We start from the raw sequence: 18,221 nt of genomic DNA on the forward strand, positions 1-18,221 counted from the left end.
GTTCAAGCAGCCGCGACGCATGCGAAGAAAGCTTGAAGCGTCGAACCTCGAAGCTCGCTTCGCGTACCTCGCGCGCTCTTCTTCGGGTACCTTGCGTAACTCCTTTTGAGTCCGGCGCAGAGTCGCATCAACAAGTATTGGAGAAAAGAACTTTGGCCTGGAAAGCAATCGGGATATTCGACTCCGGCGTGGGGGGCTTGACCGTTCTCAAGGAAGTGCTGCAGACGCTCCCCCAGGAGGACACCATCTACCTCGGGGATACCGCCCGGGTCCCCTACGGCACCAAGTCGCCGGAAACGGTGATCCGCTACTCGCGCCAGATCGCCCGCTACCTGATGAACCGCGACATCAAGCTCCTCGTTGTCGCCTGCAACACCGCTTCCGCCGTGGCGCTCTCTGCGCTGCAGCAGGAGTTCGACATCCCCATCGTGGGGGTGATCGAGCCGGGCGCCCGCGCCGCGGCCGCGGCGACCAGGACCGGCAAGGTAGGCGTCATCGGCACCGCCGCCACCGTGGCCTCCTCCGCCTACACCAAGGCGATCAAGAGGATCAACCCGGACATCGAGGTGGTGAACCGCGCCTGCCCGCTCTTCGTCCCCCTTGCCGAGGAGGGGTGGGTGGACAACGAGGTGACCAGGATGACAGCGCGCATCTACCTCGAGGACCTGAAGGCGCAGGGGGTGGACACCCTGGTGCTCGGCTGCACCCACTATCCCATCCTCAAGGAAGTGATCGCGCAGGTAATGGGGCCGGAGGTGACCCTGGTCGACTCCGCGGCCGAAACCGCCCGCACCGTGGCGCAGATCCTCACCGAAGAGGGGCTTTTGCGCCCGGTGAACGAGCGGGGCAATCACCACTACTACGTCACCGACATCCCGGCCGGTTTCATCAGGGTCGGCAACCGTTTCCTCGGCGGCGAGCTGGGGGACGTCTACCAGGTGAGCCTGGAGCAGGATCTGCAGGAAGGAGGGGACGGTGAAGAGACGGAGTAACAGGGCCAAGGGGGTCCTGCTGATCGCCTTCCTGGTCTTTGCGGTGGTCGTGGGGGGCATGGTCTTCAGGAAATACCAGACGGCGACCAAGGTGACGCCGCCCGCCGCGCCGGCCGAACAGGTCGACACCCGGGTGGTGACCCTGTTCTTCTCCAGCCAGGACGGTTCGTCGCTGGCGCGGGAAGGGCGCGAGATCGCGGTGGAGGATACCACCGATGACATGATAGCCAGCGTGGTGGATGAGCTGGTGGTCGGGCCGCTGGGAGACCTGGCGCCCACCCTGCCGCACAACGCGCGGGTGCTCGGGGCCCAGTTGAAGGGGGACGTGGTGCAGGTGAATTTCTCCAAAGCGCTGGTGGAGAGCCTCCCCGAGGGGAGTTCCGCCGAGATGAGCGCCGTCTACTCCGTGGTCGACACCGTCGTCGCCAACTTCCCGCAGGTGAAAGCGGTGCAGTTCCTGGTCGACGGCGTGCCGGTCAAGGAGCTGAAGGGGCACCTCGACCTTTCCGCGCCCATCCCGGCCGACTTCACGCTGGAGAAGAAAGAGGCGCCTGCGGCGCCGGAAAAACAGTAAAACCAAAAGCGAGAGCACGAAGGGCCACAGAGGACACGAACGTCCATTGAAGGACGGGGATCCATTGAGGGCACGGAGGAAAAGGCGGTGATACGCTGGTTCCCTCTCCCTCTGGGAGAGGGTGCCCGAAGGGCGGGTGAGGGCTTGCCGGCTGCGGTCATTTAGCCTTTGGCAACTCCCTCACCCTGACCCTCTCCCGGGGGGAGAGGGGATGTGGCCAGATGTGGGAGATGATCTCCCTGGTGTCCTGTGTCGTTAGCGTTTTTTTCCGATTTTCAAATTTCCTTTTCAGGGGTGACCGATGAAGATGCCGTTTATGCAGGCGGTTAAGGAGCGGGTGCTGGTTTTGGACGGCGCCATGGGAACCATGCTGCAGGAGCGCGGGCTGAAGGCGGGACAGTCGCCCGAGGAGATGAACCTGACCGCCCCCGAGGTTGTGGCGGGGGTGCACCGCGCCTACCTGGAGGCGGGCGCCGACATCATCGTCACCAACACCTTCGGCGGCACCAAGGCGAAGCTCGAGCACTACGGCCTGGGGGACCAGGTGGCCCGGATCAACGCCGAGGCGGTCCGCATCGCCCGCGAGGTGGCAGGGGACGACGCCTACGTGGCGGGCTCGATCGGGCCGACCGGACGCTTCGTGGAGCCGGTCGGGGACATGAGCTTCGACGAGGCCCACGCGCTCTTTAGCGAGCAGGCCAAGGCCCTGATCGACGCCGGCTGCGACGTCATCTCGCTGGAAACCTTCCTCGACATCAAGGAGATCCGCGCGGCGCTCATCGCTATCCGCGAGCTTTCCGCCGACATTCCGGTCATCGCCATGCTCACCTTCGAGGAGAAGGGGAGAAGCGTGCTGGGGTCGCCCCCGGAGGCCGCGGCCATCACCCTCGAGGCTGCGGGTGCCTCCATCGTCGGCTCCAACTGCGGCCTGGGCGTGGACGGCATCTACGACATCCTCTGCGCCATGAGGAAAGTGAGCGGTCTGCCGCTCATCTCCCAGGCCAACGCCGGGCTCCCCGTCCTCAAGGACGGCGTTACCATCTTCCCCGGCACCCCCGACGAGATGACCGCCTACCATGACCGGATGATCGGCCTGGGCGTGCGGGTCATCGGCGGTTGCTGCGGCACCACCCCGGCGCACATCTCCGCCATCAAGGTGGCACTCTCCGGGAAGCAGACCCCGTTCATCCCCAGGGAAGACGACGGCACCACCTGGATCTCCAGCCGCGGCTCCTTCGCCCCCATCGGCAAGAAGCACCCGGTGGCCCTGATCGGCGAGCGCATCAACCCGACCGGCAAGAAGCTCTATTCGCAGGAGCTGCGTGAAGGGAAGGTGAGCTACATCAGGCGCGAGGCCCTGGAGCAGACCGAACTGGGCGCGACGCTGCTCGACGTGAACGTGGGGACCCCCGGCATCGACGAGCCCGCCGCCATGGAGCGCGCCGTATTCTGCGTCACCGGCGCGGTGCAGACCCCGCTGGTGCTCGACTCCTCCTCGGTGGATGCGCTGGAAGCGGGGCTTAAGTCCGCCGACGGCAAGGTGCTCATCAACTCGGTGAACGGCGAGGAGAAGAGCCTGGCCGCGGTGCTGCCGCTCGCCAGGAAGTACGGCGCGGCCCTGGTCTGCCTCACCCTGGACGACGCCGGCATCCCGGCCGAGGCCGAGGGGAGGGTCGCCGTGGCCCAGAAGATCGCCGAGCGCGCCGCCGCGGCGGGAATCAAGCGCAGCGACCTCGTGGTCGACTGCCTCACCCTCACCGTGAGCGCGGAGCCGAAGGGGGCGCTGGTCGCCCTGGAGGCGGTGCGCCGGGTGACCGAGATCGGGCTCAACACCACCCTCGGCGTATCCAACATCTCCTTCGGGCTCCCCTGCCGCCCGCTCATCTCGTCCACCTTCTTCTCCATGGTCATGGCTGCCGGTCTCACCTCCGCCATCGTGAACGTGAAGGAGGCCCCCATGATGTCCGCCTGGAGAAGCGCCATGGTGCTTTTGGGCAAGGACGTGAACGCCGCCGGCTACATCGACGCCTACCGCGGACAGTCCGTCGGCGCCACCGTGCAGCCTGCGGCTGCCGCCGGGGCCGCGGCGCCCGCCGCTGAGGCCGCCGGGCCGGAAGGGATACGGGGGCGGCTGGCCAAGGCGGTCATAAACGGCGAGCTGGAAGCCGTGGTCCCGCTGGTGGAGGAGGCCCTCGCCGAGGGGCTCTCGCCGATGCAGATCAGCTCGGAGGCGCTCCTCGTCGGCCTTGACGAGGTCGGGAGACGCTTCGGCAACGGCTCCTTCTTCCTGCCGCAGGTGATGGTCTCCGCCGACACCATGAAGGCGGCCTTCGCCCGGCTGAAGCAGGAGCTCTCCAGCGGCGCTCTGGAAAGCGCAGGGAAGATCCTCATGGCCACCGTCGAGGGGGACATCCACGACATCGGCAAGAACATCCTGGTGACGCTTCTGGAGAACAACGGCTTCGAGGTGATCGACCTCGGCAAGAACGTCCCGGCAGCGAAGATCCTGGACGCGGCGCGCAGCCACCAGGTGGACGCGGTGGGGCTCTCCGCGCTGATGACCACCACCATGGCCCAGATGGACAAGGTGGTGACCCTTTTGAAGTCGGAAGGGGTGAAGAGCTTCACCATGGTGGGGGGCGCCGTGGTTACCCAGCAGTACGCCGACGAGATCGGCGCGGACCTCTACGCCAAGGACGCCATGGAGGCGGTGGCCCGCATCAAGGAACTGCTGGCAAAATAAACGCTTTTTTGCGGTGACGGGAGCCGGCATCGCCCCGAATATCGCTTGCAACGCCGCTCCCGCTGTGCTAATTTGCGACGGGTCCGCCATTTGGCGTAGAGGTAAGGCATGGTCCTTGGTTTCAACCACAACATCAGATACAAAGGGGAATTGTTCCACGTCCAGACCGAGGACAGCGGAGTCGCCAATCCCCACATCATCACCTTGCTTTACCGCGGCGGGGTCATCCTCGCGTCCGCCAAGACCAGCTATGCCGACATCATCAAGGTGGAGCAGCTGGAGCTGGTGGTCGAATCGATCATGAAAGAGCAGCACAAGGACATGATGCGCCGCCTGAAAAACGGCGAGTTCGATGCCCGCATCTTCCCCGGCGGCGTGCCGGCGACCGCGGCCGAAGAGCAGAGTCCCGCTGTCGAACCACCCCCGGCACCCCCCGCGCCGCAGGTCGCCCCCGCGCAGCCCGCACCGGCGCGCCCCCCGCGGCAGGAGGCACCGGCGCAGCCGACCCCCGCCGTACCCCCGACATCTCCAGCCCATCGTAGCCTGGATGAGGTGATCCTCGATTACCTGATCACGGGCGAGGACAAATAAAGCCAGCCTGAAAGGAACCTTCGTGAAAGAAAAGATTGCAGATCTGGAAGAAAAGGCGAGGCGCCTGCGCGTCGCGATCGTGAAGACGCTGCACAAGTCGCAGTCGGGCCACACCGGCGGCTCGCTTTCCGCCATCGACATGGTGTGCGCACTGTACTTCCACAAGATGCGCCACAACCCGGCGGAGCCCGCCTGGGACGGCAGGGACCGCTTCGTGCTCAGCAAGGGGCACGCGGCACCGGCGCTCTACGTGACCCTCGCCGAGTGCGGCTACTTCCCCGCCGAGGACCTGATGATGCTGCGCCGCCTGGGGAGCCATCTGCAGGGGCACCCGGACAGCAAGGGAACCCCGGGGGTCGACGTCTGCACCGGGAGCCTCGGGCAGGGGCTTTCCATGGCCAACGGCATGGCGCTGGGGCTCAAGCTGGACGGCAAGGAGAACCGGGTCTACGCGGTGCTCGGCGACGGCGAGCTGCAGGAAGGGCAGATCTGGGAGGCCGCCATGGCCGCCGCCCACTACAAGAGCGACAACCTCTGCGCCCTGATCGACTCCAACGGCCTGCAGATCGACGGCGACGTCTCCAAGGTCATGAACGTCTCCTCCATCTCCGACAAGTTCAAGGCCTTCGGCTGGAACGCGATCGAGATCGACGGGCACGACATGGGGCAGATCGTGGCCGCCCTGGACCAGGCCGAGGCGCACAAGGGGGCACCCACCGCCATCGTCGCCAAGACGGTGAAGGGCAAGGGGGTGCACCTGTTCGAGAACAAGGCATCCTACCACGGCGTCACCCCGAACGACGAGGAGCTTCCCGAGGCGCTCAGGTGCCTGGGGTGCTGCGACTAGAACCGTTGGCTTCCGGCGCTTCCCCGAATTCCCATCCCCCCGGAGGGGGAGGCCGGAAGGGGGAAAGCCGTAGCTGGAAAGCCATTCTACCCCCTCCCTGACCCTCCCCCTCCGGGGGAAGGAACGTGGACGGACACATACAGAAAGGGACTAATTATGATCGCAACGAGGGACGCTTACGGCGAGGCGCTGGCCGAGCTGGGGGGCGAGAACGATAAGATAGTGGTGCTGGACGCGGACCTCTCCGGGTCCACCAAGACCGGCGTATTCGCGAAGAAATTCCCGAACCGCTTCTTCAACATGGGGATCGCCGAGGCCAACATGGTGGGCACCGCCGCAGGGCTCGCCGCAGTGGGGAAGGTTCCCTTCCTCTCCACCTTCGCTATCTTCGCCGCCGGCCGCGGCTGGGAGCAGATCCGCCAGTCGGTCGCCTACCCGAAGGCCAACGTGAAGATCGTCGCCACCCACGGCGGGGTCACCGTCGGTGAGGACGGGGGCTCGCACCAGTCGGTGGAGGACGTGGCCATCATGCGCGCCATCCCCAACATGACCGTCATCGTACCGGCCGACGGCGAAGAGACCAAGGGGGCCATCCGCGCCGTCGCCGCCTACAAGGGGCCGGTCTACGTGCGCCTGGGGCGCAACAAGGTTCCCAGCGTGTTCCCGGCAGGGCACAAGTTCGAGATCGGCAAGGGCGTGGTCGTGGTGCCCGGCACCGACCTCACCTTCATCACCACCGGTCTCATGACCGCCGCCGCGGTCACCGCCGCCGAGAAGCTCAAGGCCGAGGGGATCTCCGCCCGGGTGCTGCACATCGGCACCATCAAGCCGCTGGACAAGGAGCTGGTGCTGCAGGCGGCCCAGGAGACCGGCGCCATCGTCACCGCCGAGGAGCACTCCGTGGTGGGCGGCCTTGGCGGCGCAGTCGCCGAGTACCTGGGCGAGGCCTGCCCAACCCTGATGAAGCGGGTCGGCGTGTACGACCGCTTCGGCACCTCCGGTAAGTCCGACGAACTGCTCAAGTATTTTGGGCTCAATGCCGAAACCCTCATCGAAGAGGCCAGGGAGATCGTTTCGAGGAAGAAATGATGCCAAGGGTACTCCGGTCCACGGGTGGCTTCACCTATATCGGTGCCCTGGTCATGGCCGTGATCGTCGGGATCATGGCCAGCCAGGCGGCGGTGGTCTGGAGTACCGCCATGAAGCGCGAGCGGGAGGAAGAACTGATCTCCCGTGGCACCCAGATCCGGGACGCCCTGCGCAGGTGGTACAAGGTCAGGGTCATCGACGGGAAACTGGTGTCGAACCAGGTTCCCGGCAATACCGGCAACGTCAACGCCGCGCCGCCGGCGGTGGCGGGCCCTCCCGAGCTGAAATCGCTGCTCCAGGACCCGAACACCCCCGGCAAGTTGCGCTACCTGCGCCCCTACGCCCTGGTCGACCCAATAACCCTCAAGGAATGGGACGTGATCAGGAAGGACGGCAAGCTCGTCGGGGTCAAGTCGAAGAGCGAGCAGGTCCCGATCAAGCAGGGGAACTTCCCCTTCGATCTCCCCCCCGCCGACTTTGAGAAGAAGACAAAGTACAGCGAGTGGGAGTTCGTGTACGACCGCGTTCCGCCGGTTACCGCAACCGGTGGGGCAATAACGGGGCTGAATCCGAGCAGCAGCCCGACCCCGAGTACCAACAAGAGTAGTTCCACCACCCCCTAGGCTGCAGATGGCCCCTCCCGGGAGGGGGACAGCGCCCGAAACCGGAGGCACCCTGATTTTCAAGAGTCTCACATCGCGGGTTATCGTGCTTTCCATCTGCCTGCTCGTGTTCGGCATCGGGACCTTCGCCTTCCTGACGCTGCGGCGCGAACAGATGCAGCTCGTCAACTCCGCCCGTGAATCGAGCGAGCTTTTGCTCGACACCATCGAACGCTCCCTGTACAACTCCATGCGCCACGGCAACACCGAAGACGTGAAGGTGATCCTGGAGATGGTGGGGCAGAGCGAAAACCTGGTGGGCGTGCGCATCTTCCATCCCCACGGCGTCATCCTGAAGTCCTCCCAGGCCTCCGAGGTCGGGCGCGTCGTGGACCAGCACGACTTCAAACTATTCCTGGACAACAAGCGCGAGGGGGTCTTCACCCTGGACGGGTACGGCGAGGTGCTCGGCATGGTGAAGCCGATCTACAACAACCGCCAATGCAACCTGTGCCACGGTGCCAAGAGCAGGATCATCGGCCTGTTGAACGTCAACTATTCGCTCGTGGAGACCAGGCGGCGCATCGTCGAGCTGACCAAGCTCTTCGTCATGTCCACCGTCGCCATCATCGGCTTCCTGTCGCTTGCCATCTCGCTGGTCATGCTGAAGTTCGTGAAGAAGCCGCTGAACCAGCTGGCCAAGAACATGGCCCGGGTGGAGGCGGGAGACCTCTCCGTGCGCATGACCCCGGAAGGGAAGGACGAGATCGGCCGCCTGATCGTCTCCTTCGACTCCATGGTGGACCGGCTGGACCGGGCCAAGAAGGAGCTGGAGACCTACCACTACCAGCAGATGGAGCGCGCCGACCGTCTGGCCTCGGTGGGCGAGATGGCCGCCGGCATCGCCCACGAGATCAAGAACCCGCTCACCGGGATCGCCGCCGCCATCACCGTCCTGAAGGACGACTTCTCGCCCGAGGACGGGCGCGCCCTTATCATCGGGGAGGTGCTGGAGCAGATCTCGCGGCTGGACAAGACGGTCAACGACCTCCTCTTCTTCGGCAAGCCCACCGTGGCCGAGCCCACCTGCACCGACATCAACAGCGCGCTGAAGAAGATCCTGATCTTCGCCTCGCAGCATCGCGGCGGCAAGAACATCGAGAAGAAGCTGGAGCTCGCCGAGGACCTCCCTCCGGTCTACGTTGACCCCAAGCAGATCCAGCAGGTGTTCCTGAACCTGTTCCTGAACGCGGTGCAGGCGATGCAGTCGGGGGGGACCCTCACCGTGGCCAGCACGCTGGCCAACGTCGACGGCATGGACATGGTGCGGGTGCGGGTGACCGACACCGGCCCTGGGATCCCGCCGCAGATCCTGGAAAAGATCTTCACTCCGTTCTTCACCACCAAGGCCCAGGGCACCGGACTTGGCCTGGCTATCAGCCACCGGCTCATCGAGCAGCACGGGGGGCGCCTCTCCTGCGTCAGCCAGGATGGCGTCGGCACTACCTTCTCGGTTGAGCTCCCGGCGTATTGCCCGAGCCAGGAGGAGCTGGAACGGGCACATTTGAGCACCGGCATAATCAGTTGAGCGATCGCAGCAGAAAGCAGTACGGCAGACCCCGACCACTCCGGGCCAGCAAGCCCGGCACCACATCCTAAGGAGCCGCCATGCGCAGAGCAAAAATAATGGTCGTCGACGATGAGCACCTGATCCGCTGGTCCCTGGAGCAGAACCTCAAGAAGCAGGGGTACGAGGTATGCACCGCCGGGACCGGCGAGGACGCGCTCAGGATCGCCCGGGAAGAGCAGCCCGAACTGGTGCTGCTGGACTACCATCTCCCCGGCATCAACGGCCTTGAGGTTTTGCAGCGACTCAAGGAGATCGACGAAGAGATCCTGGTGATCATGGTGACCGCCCAGGGAGGCCTGGAGACTGCGGTGAACACCATGCGCCACGGGGCCTACGACTACATCAACAAGCCCTTCAACCTGGACGAGATGGCGCTGGTGGTCAGGAAGGCCCTGGAGACCTCCGAGCTGCGCCGCGAGGTGGTGCAGCTTCGCAGCGAGCACAAGAAGCAGGGACCGCCCAAGATCCTGGGGAGCTCCAAGCACATGAAAAACGTGCTGGAGATGATGGCCAAGGTGGCCAAGAGCGACGCCACAACCGTCCTGGTGCAGGGGGAGTCGGGTACCGGCAAGGAACTGGTGGCGAAGTACATCCACTACGAATCCGCCCGTGCCGACAAGCCTTTCGTCGCCATCAACTGCGCCGCCGTTCCCTCCACCCTCTTGGAGAGCGAGCTCTTCGGTCACGAGAAGGGGGCCTTCACCGACGCCAAGACCTCCAAGAAGGGGCTCTTCGAGTTGGCCGACGGCGGCACCGTGTTCCTGGACGAAATCGGGGACATGGAGATCGGCATGCAGGCCAAGCTGCTGCGTTTCCTCGAGGACCGCACCTTCCGTCGCATCGGCGGCGCCAAGGTGATCCCCGTCGACGTCAGGATCATCTCCGCGACCAACAAGGACCTGATTAAGGCGATCGAGGACAAGTCCTTCAGAAACGACCTGTACTACCGGCTCCAGGTCATCCCGATCTTCCTCCCCGCCCTGCGAGAGCGCAAGGAGGACATCCTGGTGCTGGCCAACCACTTCATCGAGGTCTTCTCGAGGGAGTTCAACAAGCCGACCAAGGGGATCTCCAGCATGGCGGAGAAGCTCCTGGTCGAGTACAACTGGCCCGGCAACATCCGCGAGCTCAAGAACGTCATCGAGCGCGCCATCATCCTGGGCAACGACGAAAACCTGCTTCTCGAGAACCTGCCGCTCGAGATCGTGGCCAAGGCCTCGCAGGCCACCGTGCCGCTCACCACCTTCAAGCTCCCCCCCGAGGGGATCGACATCGAGGAGGTGGAGCGCGAGCTGATCAAGCAGTCCCTGGAGATGACCGACTGGAACCAGTCCAAGGCCGCCAAGAAGCTGAACCTCGGCATCGATGCGTTCCGCTACCGCATGAAGAAATTCGGTTTCCTGAAGTAGGAGAGCACCCGGGAGGTTCCACTGCACCCTCGCGGGTAACGGACCGCAGCACCAGGTGCGCCGGATGCCGCTTGAATCGACGACCCACAGCTTGATACCTCGCCCTGGCAGATCCTCTGCCGGGGCGTTCTTCGTTCCGTGCCTGTTGCTGGCGGCGCTTTTCGCCGCGGCACCTCCCCCCGCCGGCGCCTCGTATCCCGAGCCCGGCCCGCCCGCCGCGTCCGCTACGTCTCTCCCTGCCCAACCTGACATCTTCCCCCTGCAACTGCCGGGGCTTCGCCTGGATGCACCGTCCCCCGTCGCTCCCGGCTCTCGCACCGAATTCCGGGCGGAGTACCCTAAGGAGCCCGGGAGCGGGGTCCCCGCCTTCGTGCTGCAGCGAGGCGAGTACGGCGGCAGCGGCTACAAGCTTTTGGTCGAGATGGGCGACCTGCAGCTGAAGCAGACCAGGAACACGCTGCAGGAGGTGCGGGGGCGGGGCGGACGCTTCTCATTCCTCACCGGGAGCTTCGGCAACCGGGCCACCCTGGAGACCTTTGCGACCTCGGACGCGCACGGGGAGGGGGCGGACGATACCCTGGTGGGGGCAACCGGCGAGCTGTCGCTTCTGGACGAGAGCGCCAGCTTCAAGACCATCCTGCTTTCCGGCCGCAAGTCCCTGGACCGGGAGGGGCGCTGGCCCGCGGCGGGCGCGAGGCGGGGTGACGTGGCCGGCTTCGTGGCGCAGCTGAAGCCACTGAAGGGGCTGGTTGCGGCCGAGGCGGAGTACGATTGTTCGAGCTACGATGCCAGCACCTCCGACCTGACTTCGCCCATGCGCGACACCGCCTACCGGCTCAAACTCTCGGGGGGGTGGGGCCCCAGCCGCTACACCGCGCTCTACGAGCGGACCGGCCCCAGGTACCTGCTCATGAGCGCCGGTCCCCCGCGCGACAGGGAAGGGGGAAGCTTCGGCGTGGAGACCGTCCTGGCTTTGCACGCCTTCGACGTGAAGCTTTCGCGCTACAACGACAACGTCGAGAACAACCCGCTCGCACCCAGGGTGAACCGCTACGAGGGTGTCTTCGACTACCGCTTCCGGGGGGTGAAGATGTTGCCCCTGGCGCTGCAGTACCGCAAAACCGTTATCGACAGCGGCAGGGAGCCGCTCGGCACGCTGCCCAAGGACGTGGCGGAGGACGCGGTTTCGGGGCAGCTGAACTACCTGGCGGGTAGCTGGGATTTGGGGGTGCGCGGGGGGATGTCGCAGCGTATCGACCGTCTGCGGCAGCAGCGGGAGCTGGCCACGACCAGCCTCGGCTTCCTGCCCAGGTTCTCGGCGGGGAGCTTTACGCTCCTTCCGGACCTCTCCTTGAAGAGGATCACGGACTTCAACGCGGCGCAGCGCACCGACCAGTACGCGCTGAACCTGGGAGTGTCCGGGAAGCTGCTCGAGAAAAGGGTCGACTACGAGATCAAGGGGGGGTACAAACGGGAGTGCACCGGGGTGCCGGGCACCGGCAAGGAGACGTTCGGGGCCAAGTTGAAGGCCGTTTATCCCCTGGCGCGGTTCTTCAACTGGAGCCGGCAGCCAAGCCTGGCTGTGAAAGGCGAGTACAACGAAGTGAACAACCTGACCGAGGACCGCAGGGAGAACGATTTCTCCCTGCTGATCTCGCTGGATGGGGGGAGCTTCTTGTAAGACAGGTTTAGGCTGAGGTTAAGGTTAAGAAATTCCTCAACCTCAACCGTAACCTCAACCTGTTACTCAGATTCTGACCAGCTCGTAGCCCCTGGTCCCGATCCCGATCTTTTCGGCGTGCTCCAACTGCACTTCCCAATCGATCTCCGGGTGGACGCCGCGGAACTTGTCGCCGCCTGGCTCGTGGCCGCTGGCGAGCGCGGTCTCCTGGTTGCCGCGGGCGTTGTTGACCAGGTCGGCGCAGGCCTGGTCCAGCGCCACCGGGTCGGCCGAGGCGCAGATGCCTATGTCGTTGACGATGGGGGCGTCGGCGTGCCCGTAGCAGTCGCAGGCGGGGGAGACCTGGGTGATGAAGTTCAAAAAGAGGGTCTTTCCCTGCTTCCCGTAAAGGGCCCCCTTGGCGTATTCGGCCATCTTGCGCATGACCAGCGACGCGCTCTCGTTCCACTGGATGTTGATCGCCTTCCTCTGGCACGCGGTGATGCAGCGGCTGCACCCCACGCAGGCGGCGGGGTCGATCTGGGCCTTCCCTTCGATGATGGCGATTGCGGCATGGGCGCAGGACTTCAGGCAGACGCTGCAGCCGTTGCAGAACCGCTCCGCCACCTTGGGCGCCACCGTGGAGTGCTGCTGCATCTTCCCTGTGCGGCTCGAGCACCCCATCCCGAGGTTCTTCAGGGTCCCGCCGAACCCGGTCAGTTCGTGGCACTTGAAATGCGAAACCGCGATGAGCGCGTCCGCTTCGAGGATCTCAGCGCCGATGTTGACCGTCTTCAGTATCTCGCCGTCCACCTGTACATCCTTGGCATTATGCCCCTTCAGGCCGTCGCACATGATGAGCGGCGCGTTCACGACGGCGTAGGCGAAGCCGTTTTCCACGGCGCAGGCCAGGGCGGAGACCGCCTCCTTGCGCTCGCCGGGGTAGAGGGTGGAGGAATCGGTCAGAAACGGTTTCCCCTCCAACGCCTTGATCTCGTCCACCACGCGGCGCAGGAATATCGGACGGATGAAGGTGTGGTTGCCCCGCTCGCCGAAGTGGACCTTCACGGCGACCAGGTCCCCGGGCGCGACGCTCTGCGCCAATCCGGCCTGCTGCATCAGCCGGCCGATCTTGCCGAACAGATTTTCCTTGGCCCCCGCCCTCATATCCGCAAAAAACACCTTGCTCTTCATAGCTTCCCCTCCTATAGGCATGCCTGACAGACGACCAGCGATTGGTATCATATATCGCCAGCCAATTCAACAGCTCGCAACTTTTTCTTGCTCTGCGGGTAAAATATGTTATTTATTAAAAATTCTCAGTGTACTCTGCGGGGAATGGATCGAAACTACGCTGTGGGAGCGGCATTACGGCTGGTGGCCGTCAGTCGGTTCCGTGGCGGCGCGCGCTGCAAACCATTAAAAATTCGACCCCCGGAGCTGTCCCGCCCGCCCTGACAGAGGCAGCGGGAGCGCAACGGCGGGAACGATAAAGGAGCACCGATGATCGAATGTGACGAGCGAGAACTCTGGATCATGGGACTGGGCGAGAGGGTGGAGCGCGGCGCCATCGTCTGTAGCTACCTCGCCGAAGGGGGGCACCGCGCCAGGACGGCCAAGGTGTCCGAGCTCTCCGGGTGCACCCCGCGGGCGATCCTTTTGGATCTCTCCCCCTGGTCCGACGACGGCTGGGGGGTGCTGCTGGCCCTGAAGGAGAACCAGGCGACCCGGGAGATCCCGATCCTCCCCATGTACCTGAGCGAGATCGGCCAAGTCGGCGCCGTCTTCCCGGTGGCGGGCTTTTTCACCCTCCCCATCGACACGCCCTACATGACCAGGAAGCTGAAGCAACTGGGGCTCACCGACGAGTCGGACGACTACGATCTGCAGGTGATGCTGGTGACCCGCAAGGGGGAGGAGCAGGTGCAGCACGCCATCACGAAGCTCGGCTTCGAGGTGGTGAACGCCTACACCGCCAAGGAGGCGGTGGCCCTGGGCACCATAGTGCATCCCTACATGATGTTCTGCGCGCTGATGCTCCCGGACCAGGCCGCGTTCGAGCTCCTGGAGCGTTTCCGGCTCTACCCGCAGACGCGGAACATCCCGTTCTTCGTGCTGCTCAAGGGGGAGATGAAGGACGGCGAACGCCTGGCCATGAGCCGCAGCATCGAGCACCTGGTGCGCAAGACGTGGCTCACGCGCCAGGAGTTCCTGGCCTACTTCAAGAAGCACAAGGAATGACGCAAGAAGGGGGGACGGCAGCAGCCGCCCCCCCTTTCGCATTATGATCCCTCCCTTCCGGTCTTTCCCCTCGTCCTCCGGGAGAGGGGCAGTTGGCGAGGTATCCCTTACCCTTTCCGTCTAGCCGCGGAGAAAACCGCGGCGGCCGCGATGGTGCCGGCGACCAGGGCCCCCAGGCCCCACTTGCGCTCCGAGAGCCAGACCTGGGTGCTGAACCCCTTGGATCGGGCGTCGAAACGCCCGTGCGCGCCGTAGGGGCCGGGCACGCTTTCCCAAAGGTTGGCGGCGCGGTCGGGCCGCTCCGGTTCGTCGGTCTGCTGCGACTTGTACCCGGTGAGGCCGAGGTAGAGGTCGAGCAGGCCACGGGCGACCTTGTTGCCCCACATCGCCTTGAGCGTGGGCAGCCCGACGTAAATTTCCCGGCGCCTGCGGTGCGATGCCCAGACGATGGTATCGGCGGCCACCTCCGGCTGGTAGATGGGAGGGACCGGCTGCGGCCGGTTGGGGAGGCGCGACTCGACCCAGTCGAACTGCGGGGTGTTCATCGCCGGGAGTTGCACCATGGTCAGGTGCACCCGGCTTTTCTCATGGATCAGTTCGCAGCGGATCGCGTCGGTGAAGCCCCTCATGCCGTGCTTGGCGCCGCAGTAGGCCGACTGCAGCGGTATGCTGCGATCCGACAGCGCCGAGCCCACCTGAATCACCATACCCCGGTTGCGCGGCAGCATCCGTTTCAGTGCCGCCATGGTGCCGTGCACCGCCCCGAGGTAGGTCACCTCGGTCACCCGCCTGAACTCCTCCGCAGTCATCTCCTTGAAGGAGGAGAAGACCGAGGTCATGGCGTTGTTCACCCAGACGTCGATGGGGCCGAACTCCCGCTCCACCTCGTCCGCCGCCTCCTCGACGCGCCGCGCGTCGGCCACGTCCCCCACAAGCACCAACGCCTTTCCCTCAAGGCGCTCCACCTCCTCCCTGGCCGCCTCCAGCCGCTCGCGGTTCCTGGCGAACAGCCCAATGTGCGCCCCCTCGCGGGCAAAGGCCCGTGCCGTGGCGCGCCCTAGCCCGGCCGAAGCGCCGGTGATGACGACGACCCTGCCTGAAGTTCCGTTCATCTGTGACCTCCTGCCCGGTTCTGAATCGTACAGTCACCCGCAGAAAAGTCATGATCCCCACGGGGCAACGCCCATTAGGATACCAGATATGAAAGCATTAACCTCTGGGGGGCCGTAAACCGGAAGGAAAATCCCGCGAGAGGGGTGGGGGGGGCTGCTTGAGCTGCTGCATTACCGGTTAGGAGTTGTTCCATCAGGTGCGTGCTCACGTGTGCCCCTCCGGTCCGGCTTTGGGCTGCAGCTTGAAGCGGTATTGCCGCTTCGTGGTATCCTTCATAAATCTCACACAAGGAGGTTCTTATGAAAAGACGAATGATCTCCATCGTTGTGGCATCTCTGCTTGCCGTGGCATTCGCCGCGTCGGCATGGGGAGCTCCCTGGCAGGGGTGGCGCGGCAGTGGTGGATGGGGCATGAAAGGTGCCTACCAGCGGCTCTACGACCCGGCCAAGGTTGAGACGGTGAGCGGGGAGGTGGCCAAGGTTGAGCTGATGTCGGCCAGGAAGGGGCCGGGCAACGGCGTGCACCTTCTGCTGAGAACCGGGCAGGAGACCATCCCGGTTCACCTTGGCCCGGCCTGGTTCCTGGAACGCCTCGACACCAGGATCGAGAAGGGGGACAGGGTGGAGGTAAAGGGGGCACGGGTGACCTTCGACGGAAAGCCCGCCATCATCGCTGCGGAAGTCAAAAAAGGGGACGCGGTGCTGCAGTTGCGCGACCAGGCGGGTGTCCCGGTGTGGGCCGGGTGGCGCAGGTAAGGGGAGCCGCAAGGAGTGTCGGAAGGAGGCGCGTGAAGTTGCGCCTCCTTTTTAATGTCCGCTGAGGCGGCCGCCCGCTACCGCTTGGCGCCCTTCCTCTTGTTCCGTTTATTTTTATTACCCGCCTTTTTCGTCTTCGCCGGTTTGCTAGGCCGGGACTTCTGCCTTTTCACATGGTGCTTCGTCTCGGCACTCAGTTTGTTCCAGAGTTCGACCGGTTCCAGCATGTCGGGGTCGGATTTCCTGGCAGCGGCGAACGCCTCCCGCGCCTTCTCCCGGTTTCCCTCCTTCAGGTACAGTTTCCCCATCGCGTTCAGTGCCCGGGCGTGGTCCGGCTTCAGCTTGAGCGCCGCCTCGAACTGACGTAGCGCCTTCTCGTCCTCCCGTTTGAACGCGTAGATGACACCGAGGCGGTATTGGCTGTCCGCGCTCTGCGGGTTGAGTTGCGCGGCCTCTTCCAGGAGCGTGGTGACGTCGTCGTAACGCTTCTGCTTGACGAAGAGGGAGATGAGGGTGTCTCTTGCCTGCGAGTTCCCGGGGTCGAGCGTTAGGACCTCGCGCAGGTGCTTCTCGGCCGGATCGGGCTGTTTCAGGCGCAGGTACAACAGGGCGATGCTGCGATGGGCCTCGCTGTTGGAGGGATCCAGCCTCAGCGCCTTGTCGTAGGCTGACGCAGCGTCCCGGTAAGCTCTCTGCTTTTCCAGCAGGCGGGCCAGCTTCAGGTAGTTGAGGGGGTTGTCGGCCTGCTGCGAGACGAGCTCCCGGTACGAGGCGACGGCCTCATCGAGATCGCCCCGCAGGGCGTGGATGTCGGCGAGCCGCCTGCGGGGTTCGCTGTTGGAGGGGTCGAGCTTCAGGGCAGCGGTGAAATTCCGCACCGCCTCGTCGAGGTCCCCCTTGCGCTCGTAGAGGGTGCCCAGGTGGTAGCGAAGGCGGGCGGAATCCTCCTTCATCTGCAGGGCGTCTTCGTACGCCGCGATGGCCTCGGCGTCGTGCCCGGCGGCAAGATGGGCGTCTCCGAGCTTTTCGCGCACCCCACGTGTATCCGGGTTCTTCACCAGCAGGGAACCGTACTCGGCGGCGGCCAGGGCGAACTCGCCGGTTTCCTCGTATTTCGCCCCCCGCTTCAGGTGGTCGGCCACGGTGACCGCCCGCTGCACCCCCGCGAGTGTGTATTCCTTCTCGGCCTCCTTGCGTTTGCCCATCACCTCCAGGAGCTGCGCCAGCCTGAAATGGGCGTTGGCGTTGCCGGGAGCAGCGCTGATGGCCTGGCGCAGGTGTGCCGCCGCCTGGTCGTACCGGTTCCGGTCCTGGTACAGCGCGGCGAGCTCGAGGTGGACCGTGGCGTTTGAGGGGTCCAGTCGGAGGGCTTCCTGCAGCGACTCCAGCGCGTGCTGCTGCTCGCCCAGGCCAGCGTAGCTGCGGGCGAGCCCGAGGAAGAGGTTGACGTCGTTGGCGAAGGCGGGCTGGGCCAGCCGGTACTGATTCAGGGCCAGCGCGTACAGTTTTCCTTCGAGGAAGATATCGGCAAGGGCGCGGGCGTAACGCGGGTCGCCCGACTGCCTGGCCGCCTGAAACAGCGGGACGGAGGCCTCCTCGCGGTTTCCCTTGGCCAGAAGCAAAAGCCCGAGGCGTCCGCGAGCCTGGAGGAGCTGGGGATCTTGGGCTAGGGCGTCGCGGTAGGCTGCCATCGCCTCATCGGTCTTCCCCTGTGCCTCGAGGGACACCGCCTTCAGGTACAGCGCCGCTCCTCCGTCGCGGCAAAGCGCCTGGACCTTTTTCTCCGTCTCGGCCCGGTCGGCCGACGGGGTTTCCGGTGCTACTTTCTCCACGGCTTCACGTGCTTCCGTGCACTTGTCCTTGCCTCCCCAGGTGAAGCCCATGGAAAGGCAGGCGAGCAGGACGATGCCGGACCGTAAGGTCCGGCTTGTCAGTGTATGGTTCATGGCACACCTGAAACGTCAAGGGGCCGACG

At 64.9% G+C, this 18,221-nt stretch carries 15 protein-coding genes; 12 read left to right on the forward strand and 3 right to left on the reverse strand.

The features are described 5' to 3' along the window. Nucleotides 1–152: 152 nt before the first annotated feature. The 10 genes from murI to KP003_RS00100 all read left to right on the forward strand — a co-directional run bounded on the left by murI (nucleotide 153) and on the right by KP003_RS00100 (nucleotide 12,158). Entirely contained in the window at nucleotides 153–992 is an 840-nt protein-coding gene (gene murI / locus KP003_RS00055) for a glutamate racemase (protein ID WP_216496906.1), read from the forward strand. After that, complete coding sequence (locus KP003_RS00060; RefSeq protein WP_216496905.1) at nucleotides 976–1,566, forward strand: GerMN domain-containing protein; 591 nt, start codon at nucleotides 976–978, stop codon at nucleotides 1,564–1,566. The genes murI and KP003_RS00060 overlap by 17 nt, the downstream gene beginning before the upstream one ends. A 301-nt stretch (nucleotides 1,567–1,867) precedes the next feature. Beyond that, entirely contained in the window at nucleotides 1,868–4,309 is a 2,442-nt protein-coding gene (locus KP003_RS00065; RefSeq protein ID WP_216496904.1) for a homocysteine S-methyltransferase family protein, read from the forward strand. A 108-nt stretch (nucleotides 4,310–4,417) separates the two neighbouring features. Further along, nucleotides 4,418–4,900, forward strand: a complete 483-nt coding sequence (locus tag KP003_RS00070; protein ID WP_216496903.1) for a RomY N-terminal domain-containing regulatory protein — start codon at nucleotides 4,418–4,420, stop codon at nucleotides 4,898–4,900. Between the two features lie 22 nt (nucleotides 4,901–4,922). Further along, a complete protein-coding gene (locus KP003_RS00075; protein WP_216496902.1) occupies nucleotides 4,923–5,747 on the forward strand; it encodes a transketolase in 825 nt (274 codons plus the stop codon). Nucleotides 5,748–5,903: 156 nt separating this feature from the next. Then, entirely contained in the window at nucleotides 5,904–6,836 is a 933-nt protein-coding gene (locus KP003_RS00080) for a transketolase family protein (RefSeq protein WP_216496901.1), read from the forward strand. Then, nucleotides 6,836–7,459 (forward strand): type II secretion system protein, encoded by a 624-nt coding sequence (locus KP003_RS00085; RefSeq protein ID WP_236026662.1) that lies wholly within the window; start codon nucleotides 6,836–6,838, stop codon nucleotides 7,457–7,459. Before KP003_RS00080 ends, KP003_RS00085 begins: the two co-directional genes overlap by 1 nt. Before the next feature lie 85 nt (nucleotides 7,460–7,544). After that, nucleotides 7,545–9,026 (forward strand): HAMP domain-containing sensor histidine kinase, encoded by a 1,482-nt coding sequence (locus KP003_RS00090; protein ID WP_239027582.1) that lies wholly within the window; start codon nucleotides 7,545–7,547, stop codon nucleotides 9,024–9,026. An 80-nt stretch (nucleotides 9,027–9,106) separates the two neighbouring features. Beyond that, nucleotides 9,107–10,477 (forward strand): sigma-54-dependent transcriptional regulator, encoded by a 1,371-nt coding sequence (locus tag KP003_RS00095; RefSeq protein WP_216496899.1) that lies wholly within the window; start codon nucleotides 9,107–9,109, stop codon nucleotides 10,475–10,477. A 64-nt stretch (nucleotides 10,478–10,541) separates the two neighbouring features. After that, nucleotides 10,542–12,158 (forward strand): hypothetical protein, encoded by a 1,617-nt coding sequence (locus tag KP003_RS00100; RefSeq protein ID WP_216790081.1) that lies wholly within the window; start codon nucleotides 10,542–10,544, stop codon nucleotides 12,156–12,158. A gap of 66 nt (nucleotides 12,159–12,224) precedes the next feature. Here KP003_RS00100 and KP003_RS00105 read toward each other — a convergent pair whose 3' ends face one another. After that, nucleotides 12,225–13,331: a DUF362 domain-containing protein gene (locus KP003_RS00105; protein WP_216790083.1), complete on the reverse strand. Its 1,107-nt coding sequence runs from the start codon at nucleotides 13,329–13,331 to the stop codon at nucleotides 12,225–12,227. A 309-nt stretch (nucleotides 13,332–13,640) separates the two neighbouring features. Between KP003_RS00105 and KP003_RS00110 the strand changes: the two genes are divergently transcribed. Continuing rightward, on the forward strand, nucleotides 13,641–14,378 hold the full coding sequence (locus tag KP003_RS00110) for a PleD family two-component system response regulator (RefSeq protein WP_216496896.1): 738 nt from the start codon (nucleotides 13,641–13,643) through the stop codon (nucleotides 14,376–14,378). A 107-nt stretch (nucleotides 14,379–14,485) separates the two neighbouring features. On the opposite strand, the gene KP003_RS00115 is transcribed toward KP003_RS00110, so the two are convergent. Further along, the gene (locus KP003_RS00115; RefSeq protein ID WP_217300202.1) at nucleotides 14,486–15,490 is read right to left on the reverse strand and encodes an SDR family oxidoreductase; all 1,005 of its coding nucleotides are present in this window, start codon (nucleotides 15,488–15,490) and stop codon (nucleotides 14,486–14,488) included. Nucleotides 15,491–15,790: 300 nt separating this feature from the next. Here KP003_RS00115 and KP003_RS00120 point away from each other — a divergent pair, with 300 nt between their 5' ends. Next, nucleotides 15,791–16,246: a MamS/MamX family magnetosome protein gene (locus tag KP003_RS00120; protein WP_216496894.1), complete on the forward strand. Its 456-nt coding sequence runs from the start codon at nucleotides 15,791–15,793 to the stop codon at nucleotides 16,244–16,246. A gap of 77 nt (nucleotides 16,247–16,323) precedes the next feature. On the opposite strand, the gene KP003_RS00125 is transcribed toward KP003_RS00120, so the two are convergent. After that, entirely contained in the window at nucleotides 16,324–18,192 is a 1,869-nt protein-coding gene (locus KP003_RS00125; RefSeq protein ID WP_216790085.1) for a tetratricopeptide repeat protein, read from the reverse strand. Between the last annotated feature and the right edge of the window lie 29 nt (nucleotides 18,193–18,221).

The sequence above is a fragment of the Geomonas diazotrophica genome (assembly GCF_019063885.1).
Lineage (GTDB): Bacteria > Desulfobacterota > Desulfuromonadia > Geobacterales > Geobacteraceae > Geomonas > Geomonas diazotrophica.

Coding starts and splice junctions, on each gene's coding strand:
- KP003_RS00065 (WP_216496904.1), top strand. CDS start 1,868: ATGAAGATGCCGTTTATGCAGGCGGTTAAGGAGCGGGTGCTGGTTTTG.
- KP003_RS00070 (WP_216496903.1), top strand. CDS start 4,418: ATGGTCCTTGGTTTCAACCACAACATCAGATACAAAGGGGAATTGTTC.
- KP003_RS00080 (WP_216496901.1), top strand. CDS start 5,904: ATGATCGCAACGAGGGACGCTTACGGCGAGGCGCTGGCCGAGCTGGGG.
- KP003_RS00085 (WP_236026662.1), top strand. CDS start 6,836: ATGCCAAGGGTACTCCGGTCCACGGGTGGCTTCACCTATATCGGTGCC.
- KP003_RS00095 (WP_216496899.1), top strand. CDS start 9,107: ATGCGCAGAGCAAAAATAATGGTCGTCGACGATGAGCACCTGATCCGC.
- KP003_RS00100 (WP_216790081.1), top strand. CDS start 10,542: ATGCCGCTTGAATCGACGACCCACAGCTTGATACCTCGCCCTGGCAGA.
- KP003_RS00105 (WP_216790083.1), bottom strand. CDS start 13,331: ATGAAGAGCAAGGTGTTTTTTGCGGATATGAGGGCGGGGGCCAAGGAA.
- KP003_RS00110 (WP_216496896.1), top strand. CDS start 13,641: ATGATCGAATGTGACGAGCGAGAACTCTGGATCATGGGACTGGGCGAG.
- KP003_RS00115 (WP_217300202.1), bottom strand. CDS start 15,490: ATGAACGGAACTTCAGGCAGGGTCGTCGTCATCACCGGCGCTTCGGCC.
- KP003_RS00120 (WP_216496894.1), top strand. CDS start 15,791: ATGAAAAGACGAATGATCTCCATCGTTGTGGCATCTCTGCTTGCCGTG.
- KP003_RS00125 (WP_216790085.1), bottom strand. CDS start 18,192: ATGAACCATACACTGACAAGCCGGACCTTACGGTCCGGCATCGTCCTG.